Raw genomic sequence first — 10635 nt, 5'->3', positions numbered from 1 at the left:
CACAATCCGGCCCACCCGACCCCGATTCAACCCCCAAAACCACCACCAGCCAACCGAATCGGTGGATCCAGGCTTAGTGCGACTGCTGGGCAGTGGACTCCTTCTGGTCGGCGTGCTGGTGGTGTCATGGTTCACCGATTGGCGCATGGGACTCGCCATCTCGGCATACGTCGCCGCCGTCCTCACGTTGATCCTGAAGATGCGCCGGTTGGCGGTCAAAGCGTCAGAGGAAGAGCGGGAAACCTCAGCGCAGTTGTACGGATTCATCGAGGAGCGTCTGGCAGGAATCGACGACATCCGGGCCAACGGGGCAGGTCCGTTCGTCATGCTCCGATTCGTCGGCGTCATGCGTGACTTCTTCTTTCGCACGACGGCGGCATGGAAGAAACGGACGATCTTCTGGACGGCATCAAACATCGCCTTCTGGTCCGGAGACGCTATTTCACTCACCGTCGGAGTGTGGCTCGTGCTGCGCGGGGAAATCACCATCGGGACCGCCTACCTGATCGTCCAGTACACCCAACTCGTGAGAACCCCAATCGAGCAAGTGGCACAGGAGTTTCAGGAACTTCAGAAGGCGGCAGGCGGCATCATACGAATCGACGAACTACGCGGCTTGACGAGCCGGATCGACGAGTCAGGGACGACCAAACTGCCCGAAGGGCCGCTTTCGGTCTCCTTTGATGATGTCGCCTTCTCGTACGACCAACGGTCGGTGTTGCACGAGGTCTCATTCGAACTCGAAGCCGGACGCGTACTCGGGCTCCTCGGCCGGACCGGGGGCGGCAAGACCACTATTACGCGACTGATTTCTCGTCTGTACGATCCGACCGCGGGTTCGGTATCAATCGGAGGGATCGACATACGCTCCGTGGCGCCCACGTCGCTGCGAGCCCGGGTGGGGGTCGTGACGCAGGATGTGCAGCTATTTCGTGCTTCGGTTCGCGACAACCTGACCTTCTTCGACCACACCCGGCCGGACGCCGACATCCTGGGAACGCTCGAGGCCGCCGGACTCGGTGAATGGGTCGGGTCACTCGGGCTCGACACACTGCTGGGCGCCTCCGGCGCCGGACTCTCGGCAGGAGAGTCGCAACTCCTCGCCTTCGCCAGGGTGTTTCTCCAGGACCCGGGGCTGGTCATCCTCGACGAGCCATCCTCCCGTCTCGATCCGGCCACCGAGTCGGTGCTGTCGCTCGCCACCGAGCGGATGTTTCGAGACCGAACCGTCGTAATCGTCGCCCACCGGCTGGACACCGTGCAACGGGCCGATGAGATCATGGTCGTCGAGGCCGGCCGGATCGCCGAGCTCGGCCCACGGAAGGTGCTGGCTGCCGATCCTTCTAGCTACTACTCACGCTTGCTCACAGCCGGGGACCAGAGCGACGTGCTCGGCCGTAGTGCGGATGAGCGCAGACATGCCCACTCGAAGGGGTCGAGATGAGCACACTCCGACTCGCCTGGGAGATGATCCGCTACCGGCCGGCGCTCTTCTCGTTCAGTGCAGTGTTGTGGACCATCGTCCACTCCCTCCCGATCGTTTTCGGGTTGTTGATCGGCCAGGTCTTCGATCGGCTGGCCGGCACAGGTCCGGCCGGAGCGAGTCCATGGACCGCCGTGATTGTGTTCGCTGCTCTTGCGATCGGACGCAACGGAGTGCTCTGGTTTGCGGATGTGGCCTGGATCACTTACTGGAACGATCAGGCCCTCCAGCTGCGAAGAAACTTGCTTCGCTGGCTGCTGGAAGCCCCCGGTTCGCGAACGATAGCCGTCGACCCTTCCCAGGCGATCTCAACGTTTCGGGATGACATCGACGACCTTCTGGAGTACGTGGAGAACTGGGTCGACCTCGGCGGGGTGGTCGCGTTCGGCCTGGGCTCGGTGTTCGTCATGGCCAGGATCGACGCCGGGCTCACCGGATTGATCCTCATCCCACTCCTCCTCACCGGGGTGCTCACGCAGTCGCTGAGCCCTCAGATCCGCAACCGGAGGCGGGTGATGCGCACCGCCACTGAGAACGTGACGGGCTTCGTGGGCGAGACGTTCGGCGCAGTGCAAGCGGTGAAACTCGCCCGCGCCGAGAAGGCTCTTCTCGGTGAATTCCGGCAGCTCAACCAGACGCGCCGCGCCGCGGCCCTCCGGGACACCTTTCTCACCGAACTGCTGCGCTCCATCAATACCAACATGGCCACTGTCGGGACCGCCCTCGTCCTCATCGTCGCCGCCGGGGCCATCCGGGACGGTACCTTCACAGTCGGCGACCTCGCCGTGTTCTTGACCTACCTGCCCCGACTCACGGGCTACACGGCATTCGTGGGCGACATCATTGCTCAGTACCGGAGAACCGGAGTTGCGTTCGAACGGGTCAAGAGACTCGCCGTTGATGCGCCGGATGAAGCGCTGATGGAAAGGACCCGCGTTCCTCTCTCCGGCGATGTCCCATCCCTGCCGCCGGTTCGTCTCGAGGCTGCCGACCGCCTGCAGCATCTCGATGTGAGCAATCTGACCTTCCGGTATCCGGACTCCGAGGATGGAATCGCGGACATCTCGTTCACACTTGATCGCAGCACCTTCACCGTGATTACAGGCAAGATCGGCTCCGGCAAGACGACCCTGTTGCGGGCGCTGCTCGGACTGGTCCCGTTTGAGGGCTCTATCACCTGGAATGGACACGAGATCACGGATCCCGCCTCGTTCTTGACCCCGCCGCGCTCGGCCTACACGCCTCAGGTGCCCCGGTTGTTTTCCGACACATTGGCCGACAACATTGCCCTCGGGCAACGCGTCACCCGGGAGCGGTTGCGGGAAGCGGTGGCACTGGCCGTGCTGGATCCCGATCTCGAGCGCCTCGAGGACGGCCTTGACACGATGGTCGGCGCCCGGGGCGTGAAATTGTCGGGCGGTCAACTTCAGCGGTCGGCGGCGGCGCGAATGTTCGCCACCGAGGCCGAGTTGCTGGTGTTTGACGATCTCTCGTCGGCGCTGGACCTTCACACCGAAGCCGAGCTGTGGACGCGCCTATTCGAACGCCGGGATGTGACCTGCCTGGTCGTCTCCCACCGTCGGGTGGCACTGCAACGCGCCGATCAGATCCTGGTGATGGACGGCGGTCGCCTCGTGGAACGCGGAACACTCGATGAACTACTGGACCGGTCGTCCTTGATGCGTGACCTCTGGGCGGCCACCGATGAGGCCCCCTGAGTTTTCTCGGCAATGCTGTGTATCGAATTCGCACCATTGCATTGCGGAGAAATCTCTGAAGCAAATTCTGCCTGGACCCCAGAAATACGCGCGCTAGAGTCCTTTCCGGCAGTTGCACGAACTGCGACTGCAGCGTCTCTTTTCCGTTCCAGGAGTTCGGGTTTGGGGCCTGTAGCCAGACCCGTGCCGCATGTCATGACCGGCCTGGCCGGGTGGTGTGCTGTGTGGGACGAGAAGCGAGAAAGGAGACCCGAATGCCGGCTTCCGGCGACCGGGTCACGGTTCACTACACGGGAATGCTCGACGATGGATCGGAGTTCGATTCATCACTCGACGGCGATCCTCTCGAATTCGAGATGGGTGCCGGCCAGGTGATTCCCGGGTTTGAACGGGCCGTGGAACCCCTTTCCGTTGACGAGTCCGCCACATTCCGACTCGAACCGGGCGATGCGTACGGCGAGACGCGGGACGACCTCGTGTTCGACGTACCAGCAGCAAACGCTCCCGACGGACTCACCGTCGGCGACTCGGTGCAACTAGCCACCGGGCAGCCGGCAATCGTGCTGAACGTATCGGAAGCGACTGTGCAGGTCGATGCCAATCATCCGCTCGCCGGTCAAGCGCTCACCTTTACGGTCGAGCTCGTGTCGGTTGTTTCAGAAGGAAATCGGTAATGAACATCTATGTAGGCAACTTGCCCTATACATTCACGTCTTCGGATCTCGAGAGCGTGTTCACCCCCTTCGGTGAGGTCACCTCCTCCCAGGTCATCATGGACCGCGCCACCGGTCGCTCCCGTGGGTTCGGGTTCATCGAGATGGCCAACGATGACGAAGGACGCGAAGCGATCGAGAAGCTCGACGGATCCGACATGGACGGACGCCGTCTGACCGTCAACGAGGCTCGCCCACGCCAGGAGCGCCGCCCGGGCGGTGGAGGCGGCGGCGACCGTTACTAGAAGACGTACCTAGTAGCTAGTACAAGAAGTCGACCGGCGCTTTGCGCCGGTCGACTCCGTTAGCCCTCAGTCGGTTGCCCGGGCGATGTCTCGGAACCCCAAACCAACCAGGTAGAACGCCGCAGAAAACAGGCTGATTGCACCCGCAGCGGCGATGATCGCTTCCCACGGAATCCCGGCCCGGTTGGCCGGAGGGAGCGACATGGCAAAGAAGATGATGGTTCCCCAGTTCAGCCGGGTGTTGCTGAAGCCGAGAAACGACACGAACCCATCCGCCACGATTGCTCCGCTGGCGCCGAGCAACATGTAGAGGGCTGCCACCGGCACCAGATGCGGCAACAGATGCCTCAGAATGATCTGTTTGGCACCCGCCCCCGCCACACGGGTGGCGTCGATGAATGGTCTGCTCAACACGCTCAAGGCCTGGCTCCGCAGCACGATGGCCGCACCCGATGCCCCGGCGACGACACCGTAGATCAACCCGAAGGCAAGTGGACCGAGCGAATCCCGAAACGGCCCGGCACCGAGAATAACCATCAGTAAGGGCGCCGGGAGCAGTTGGAGGGTGTCGGACACCTCGGTCAGGATCATGTCGGTCGGCCCTCGCCAATACGCAGCAGTCGTCGCCACCAGCAGCCCGACGACCGCGGTCGTGATCGCCGCGGAAAGGCCGACCACAAAACTCGGAGTGCTCGCCGCCAGCACCATCGACAAGACGTCCCGTCCAAGATTGTCCACACCGAGCGGATGCTCGACCGTGAACGGTTCGGGGAGGGTGACCTCGGACACTGATTCACCGACTTCAACGAACGGATTCACCATCCGGGCCCGCATCAGTTGAATTTGTGTGTCATCGTCGGTCACAACCAGGACGACTTCCTTCTGGACGATGACGTCGTCATGCCCGTAGATCGGGTGGTAGGTGTCGCGATCCCAGACCGTTGCCATCAAGATCGGATGCACGAAGGCAGCTGCCGCATACATGCCGATGAGGAACACGCCGAACATTGCCAGCTTGTTCGACCGGAACCGCACCCATGCGATGCTCCACCATGACCGGCGTTTCATATCGCCATCTCAGTCGGCCGGTCGGTCTGGCCGTAGCGGGTTCGAGGATCGAGCATGGCGTGCAGCACGTCGAGCACGATCCGGGCTCCCACCGAGATCAACCCGATGAATAGCAAGCCTCCTACTACTAGCGGGTAGTCCCTCGCCTGCAGCGAAGCGAACAGCACCGAGCTCAACCCGGGGAAGTTGATCGATGCTCCGTAGTGGGCGGGTACCGAGAAGGCATACTCGACGATGACCAGGCCCGACAGTACGAACGGCAACGAAACGACGAAACGGCTGAGGGCGGGTAGCAGCGCCACTCTTGCCGCATGGCGGTTGCGTACCTGCTTCTCCGGCATGCCGATGGCCCGCGCCGTATGTATATAGGCCTCCTGAGCCACTCCGTCCATGGCTGCTTCCACCACGAGGATGATCTCTCCGATCGTCAGTATGGCGACTGCCAGCAACGGGAGGGAAAGCAGAAAGAGAACGTCGAGAGCCTTGGCGCGTTCGCCGAGGTACTGCCAGAAAGCCAGGTTGAGTCCAACCCACAGGAGGAACAGAACCCACCCGGGAATGCGACGCCGGAACAATCGCAGGAAGGGCCTCTGCATACTCAGAACCACGATCCCGGTCACGACGAAGGCGGCGGACATCTGCCAGAGCAGAGGGTCACCCGTGGTCGGCAGGATCATGAAAGATCTCCCGACCCTGATCGCACCCTGATCGACGTCGGCGAGGCTGATCATGGCGCTGCGACCGGCCAGACCGGCCAGGTTGATCCAGGCGACCGCCAGCACGAAGGTGAGGAACGGGGGAAAGAGCGTGTGGGTCGTCACTGCACCCAGGCGGATGATGGCCTTCAGCCGACGGCTCTTCGACCAGCCGACGACCTTGCCGAGCCAGTGGCCGGTCAAGAACGCCAGGCCGATCGAGAGCGTGAAGATCAGAAGGCTCCACGGCAGCAGAGTTGTCATGAGGTCGAGAATCGGACGTCCGTCGGTTGTCTCCCCGAAGCGCCCCCGAACGAAGCTCTCCATGAACCGCCACCATTGCTCGAAAAGGGGCCGGTCGAGACCCAACTCTGCCTGGAGCTCGGCTCTCCCTTCTCCGAGACCCGGCATGAAGTTGTTCGTGAAATCGCCCGGCATCATGACCTTGGCGACGAAGAAGACCACGGTGGCGAACAGAAATAGGGTGATGACCGAGGAAATGATCCGCCTGACCAGGAAGCGCCCCATAAGCAGTTGAGGCTAGCGGCCCGGGTGTTCGTTGAATCGACGGATGGCCACAGGAACCAACACTGTCATTCGAGCGGCGTATCGTGGTGGGATGGGAAGAATCAGACTCATTATTCGCCTGGCGCTGGCCGTACTCGTTGCAGTCGTCGGCCGGACCTTCCACCGGATCTTCAGAGGCCCCGTCGTCCCGACCTGGTCATGGTCGGTAGAGATGACGGTGGTGGCCCTGCGCGCCTTCATCATGGCGAGCGCCGTCGGCGGCGACAGAGCCGAACGGAGAGCACTCGAGGCGAGTTTCAATCCCCGTCTACCGCGGAGCCTGCGCGACCTGGTCGCGGTGCGCCCGGGATCCGTCGGATCCATACGAGGGGAATGGCATGAACGGGGCGGCCACCTGGATGACCGGGCGACCATCCTCTACCTCCACGGCGGTGCGTACCTCTCAGGCAACCCGGCCACCCATCGGCGCTTCGTTGCCCGGTTGACCTGGGAGACCCACACCCGCTCATTCGTCGCCGACTACCGGATTGCTCCTGCGCATCCGTTTCCGGCGGCGGTCGACGATGCACTGTCCGCCTACCTGGGGCTCCTAGAAGAGGGAATCGAACCTGGGAAGATCATTCTGGCCGGAGACTCCGCCGGCGGTGGACTGGCCACCGCGCTCCTGCTCCGTCTCAGGGATGAGCACCATCCCCTTCCGGCCGGCAGCATCCTCTTCTCCCCCTACACCGACCTCGAACACCAAAGCGAGAGCCTGCGGCGGAACTGGCAAACGGACTACCTTCCCCTTGGCGATGCCCGTCCCAACCTGGAGTACATCGGTACCGCCGACCCGCGCAACCCGTATGTCTCACCGAGGTACGGGGACTTCACGGGGATTGCACCGATGCTCATTTTCGCCGGGGGGAGGGAGATGATCCTCGACGACTCCCTCAACCTGGCCGAGGCGGCCAAACGGGACGGCGCGGACGTCGACCTGATTCTCGAACCGGATATGTTCCACGTCTGGCCCGCTTTGATTCCGGGCCACCCGGCAACGGCGCGCGCGATGGCGAAGTCCGCGGAGTTCGTGGTGGAACGAGCGGTGAGCCCGGGGTCGTGAGTTTCCGTTGTGCACGGGCGCACTGAGAGACACACGCGCCGGCACCGCAGACAGAGCTGAATTTGCACGCTGCGTGAGCGATCCGCCACAGCTACGATCTGCGTAGGGAGAGGACAGGGATGGCAGAAGCCATGGAGTTCCGGCTATTGGGGCCGGTCGACCTGCTGGCAGGGGGCCACAGCATCCTGCCCGGAAGCACGCGCCAACGGGATCTCCTAACCCTCCTGTTGCTCCATCGGAACCGGGTCGTTTCCACCGATCGTTTGATAGATCGACTCTGGGATGCTCGACCTCCGGCAACTGCCACCTCGGCTCTCCAGGTCTATATCGCCAAGTTGCGCAAACTGCTGGCTCAGCACAACGGTGGATCACCCGCCGTCATCGTCACGACAAGTGGTGGATACTCACTCGAGGTCGACGAGGCGTGCATCGATGCCAGCCGTTTCGAAGACCTGGTCCGCAGGGGGCGCGCCGCCATGGCTTCTGGTTCTGCGGGCGCGGCCGCCGTCACCCTGACGGAAGCACTGGCGCTCTGGCGCGGTGATGCTCTGGCAGACGTTCGCCATCTCGACGGAGCCCAGATCGAGGCGACCCGATTGGACGAACTTCGCGCCGGTGCAATAGGCGATCGGATCGACGCCGATCTGGCCATCGGGAAGCACGGTGGGCTGATCGCCGAACTCGAGAAGCTCGTGAAGTATCACCCGCTGCGTGAGCGGCACTGGGAGCAGTTGATGCTGGCGCTCTATCGGGAAGGACGTCAAGCAGATGCTCTCCGCACATACAAGCGCGCGGCAGACGTCCTCGGGGAAGAACTCGGAATCGAGCCAGGCCCACCCCTTCAGGACCTGGAAGAGAGTATCTTGCTTCAGGACCCCAGGTTGACCCTCACCACTGCGTCCGCCGAGACTCCCACCAACCTCGACCCGCCCGCGACCGCCTTCATCGGGCGGCACCAGGAACTCGAACGCATCACTGCACTCACCCGACAGCGTCCCCTGGTCACGCTGACCGGGCCGGGAGGCTGCGGCAAGACCCGACTCGCCTTGGAGATCGGCGGATCCCTCCTCTCCGATTACCCAGACGGCGTCTGGTTCGTCGACCTCGCTCCACTCACGCCCGGAGACGAGATCACCGACACAGTCGCAGAAACCCTCGGCGTTGCACCGGAACCGGGCCAAGACGTCATCGAAGCCATCCGGAAGTTCCTGTGGGCGAAACGGACGCTTCTGATCCTCGACAACTGCGAACATGTCATCGACGGATCCGTCCACCTGCTCTCGAAGCTGCCGACCGACCCCGAGGGCACCTCGGTGCTGGCAACCAGCCGCCAGCGTCTCAATGTGCAGGGCGAGACCTCCTGGACCGTGCCACCGATGCGGCTCCCCGATCCGGCCGACCCACCCGACGGCATCGCCAAAGCCGATGCCGTCATCCTGTTCATCGATCGCGCCCGGCGCCGCAATCCGGACCTGGAAGAGGATGCCGGGACTCTGCCGGCCGCGGGACAGATCTGCCGCAGGCTCGACGGCCTACCGCTCGCCATCGAGCTTGCAGCCGCTCGGGCGAACGTGCTGAGTATTCCCGAGATCGCCGAACGACTGGACGAACGACTCTCCCTCCTGACCCGCGGAGACAGGGGCCTGCCGCACCGACATGTCGCCCTCCGCGAGACGATCCGCTGGAGCTACGACCTCCTGAATGACGATGAGCGCAAGCTGTTCGACCGCTTATCGGTGTTCAAGGGCGGCTTCACCCTGGAGGCTGCCCACCATGTAGGGGAAACAACATCAGAAACACTCGACCTCATCGGCGGCCTGGTCGAGAAGTCGCTGCTGCAAGCAGAGATCGTCCCCGACCGGCCGACCCGATATCGCTCTCTCGAAACGCTGCGTGAGTTCGCCGCCGCCCGACTGGATGAAGCGGATTTGACCGGCGTCTGTGCAGGCCGGCACCTCGACTACTACCTGGCCGGAGCTAGAAATGCAGCTGCTTCGGTAGGTGGACCCGATGAACCGGTCTGGTTCGCCAGGCTCGATCAGGACCACGACAACCTCCGGGCCGCCCTAGATCGTGCCACCGCCGATAATCCCGTCGCCGCGATCGAACTGGCCGACGCCCTCACCTCATTCTGGATGCATCGGGGATACGCTCCCGAGGGCAGGAAACGCCTCCTCGACCTGCTCGACCGATACCGCGACCTTCCCGAGGACCTCGTGGCCAAAGCGGAGTGGACCCTCGGAGTCCTCGCCTACTCGATGGACGACTACACCGCCGCCCGTATCTCGATGGAGCGAGCCCTGGAAATCGAACGTGGAGCAGGCGAGACCGGGAGGGTGGCTCGCGTTCTGAACGGAATCGGCGTGCTGGCACTCCAGTCCGGGGATTATGCAACAGCCAGGCAGCGATATGAGGAGTCCTCGACGATGTTCGAGGCACTCGGAGACGTCCGGGGAGTAGCAACTGCGGAGCTCAATCTCGGCATCGCACTCGTGAACCTCGGCGAAGTCGCCACAGCGCGAGAACACTTCGAGGCGGCCAGAGACCGGTTCGAGAAGATCGGCGATGATCGTGAGCGGGCCCATTGTCTTCTTCGCCTGGGATTCGTGGACGAACTGGAGGGGCGGGCCGACACCGCGCTCGATCTCCACCATCAGTCTCTCGAGATCAACCGGCAGCTCGGGAATCGACTGGGCGTGGCCGACGCCGCTCAGTACACCGCCGACCTCGAGGCCTCGCATGGGTCGGAAGACATGGCGGCTCTCCTCCTCATCGAGTCCCTGGAGGCGTTCGTCGACCTCGACTCGCCGGTAGGGGTGGCGAGAGTGCTCTTCACAACCGCCGTACTCGCCACGCGGCGAGGGGACGCAGGCAGTGCGGCGAAGCTCTACGGAGCCGAAGAAGCGATCCGGGATGTGGCCCGGGCACCAGTACCCGCCGCCAACCGGGCCGGCCACGACAATGTGGTCGCCTCACTCCAGGACGAGCTCGGGACCACCCAGTTTGAAGCTCTCCGTAGCCGCGGTCGCATGCTGAGCAGAGACCAAACGGTCGAACTGGCTCTTCAGGTCCTTCACAACTGA

The 10635-nt window shown here is 63.3% G+C and carries 8 protein-coding genes; 6 read left to right on the top strand and 2 right to left on the bottom strand.

Going from position 1 to position 10635, the window contains the following annotated elements:
* The 4 genes from P1T08_12530 to P1T08_12515 form a co-directional block, all read left to right on the top strand.
* On the top strand, positions 1-1444 hold a 1444-nt coding region (locus P1T08_12530; GenBank protein MDF1596896.1), incomplete at its 5' end, for an ABC transporter ATP-binding protein.
* The gene (locus P1T08_12525; GenBank protein MDF1596895.1) at positions 1441-3201 is read left to right on the top strand and encodes an ABC transporter ATP-binding protein; all 1761 of its coding nucleotides are present in this window, start codon (positions 1441-1443) and stop codon (positions 3199-3201) included. The genes P1T08_12530 and P1T08_12525, both read left to right, overlap by 4 nt.
* Positions 3202-3455: 254 nt before the next feature.
* The gene (locus tag P1T08_12520; protein MDF1596894.1) at positions 3456-3875 is read left to right on the top strand and encodes an FKBP-type peptidyl-prolyl cis-trans isomerase; all 420 of its coding nucleotides are present in this window, start codon (positions 3456-3458) and stop codon (positions 3873-3875) included.
* Positions 3875-4159 carry an RNA-binding protein gene (locus tag P1T08_12515; GenBank protein MDF1596893.1) on the top strand — a complete coding sequence of 95 codons (285 nt, stop codon included), beginning with the start codon at positions 3875-3877 and terminating at the stop codon, positions 4157-4159. The genes P1T08_12520 and P1T08_12515 overlap by 1 nt, the downstream gene beginning before the upstream one ends.
* Positions 4160-4225: 66 nt before the next feature.
* Here the strand turns inward: P1T08_12515 and P1T08_12510 are convergent, their stop codons facing one another.
* Entirely contained in the window at positions 4226-5227 is a 1002-nt protein-coding gene (locus P1T08_12510) for an ABC transporter permease subunit (protein MDF1596892.1), read from the bottom strand.
* Entirely contained in the window at positions 5224-6450 is a 1227-nt protein-coding gene (locus tag P1T08_12505) for an ABC transporter permease (GenBank protein ID MDF1596891.1), read from the bottom strand. The genes P1T08_12510 and P1T08_12505 overlap by 4 nt, the downstream gene beginning before the upstream one ends.
* 91 nt (positions 6451-6541) lie before the next feature.
* On the opposite strand from P1T08_12505, the gene P1T08_12500 reads away from it, so the two are divergent.
* Positions 6542-7552, top strand: coding sequence for an alpha/beta hydrolase (locus tag P1T08_12500; protein MDF1596890.1), 1011 nt, complete (start codon positions 6542-6544; stop codon positions 7550-7552).
* Between the two features lie 119 nt (positions 7553-7671).
* Positions 7672-10635, top strand: coding sequence for a BTAD domain-containing putative transcriptional regulator (locus tag P1T08_12495; protein MDF1596889.1), 2964 nt, complete (start codon positions 7672-7674; stop codon positions 10633-10635).

The sequence above is a fragment of the Acidimicrobiia bacterium genome, assembly GCA_029210695.1.
Taxonomy (GTDB): domain Bacteria; phylum Actinomycetota; class Acidimicrobiia; order Spongiisociales; family JAHEDJ01; genus JAHEDJ01.
This window is presented reverse-complemented; position numbering and strand designations above follow the sequence as displayed.

What these genes read in the sequence shown, in the direction of transcription:
- P1T08_12505 (MDF1596891.1), bottom strand. Translation starts at nt 6,450, where the DNA reads ATGGGGCGCTTCCTGGTCAGGCGGATCATTTCCTCGGTCATCACCCTA.
- P1T08_12510 (MDF1596892.1), bottom strand. Translation starts at nt 5,227, where the DNA reads ATGAAACGCCGGTCATGGTGGAGCATCGCATGGGTGCGGTTCCGGTCG.
- P1T08_12500 (MDF1596890.1), top strand. Translation starts at nt 6,542, where the DNA reads ATGGGAAGAATCAGACTCATTATTCGCCTGGCGCTGGCCGTACTCGTT.
- P1T08_12520 (MDF1596894.1), top strand. Translation starts at nt 3,456, where the DNA reads ATGCCGGCTTCCGGCGACCGGGTCACGGTTCACTACACGGGAATGCTC.
- P1T08_12495 (MDF1596889.1), top strand. Translation starts at nt 7,672, where the DNA reads ATGGCAGAAGCCATGGAGTTCCGGCTATTGGGGCCGGTCGACCTGCTG.
- P1T08_12525 (MDF1596895.1), top strand. Translation starts at nt 1,441, where the DNA reads ATGAGCACACTCCGACTCGCCTGGGAGATGATCCGCTACCGGCCGGCG.
- P1T08_12515 (MDF1596893.1), top strand. Translation starts at nt 3,875, where the DNA reads ATGAACATCTATGTAGGCAACTTGCCCTATACATTCACGTCTTCGGAT.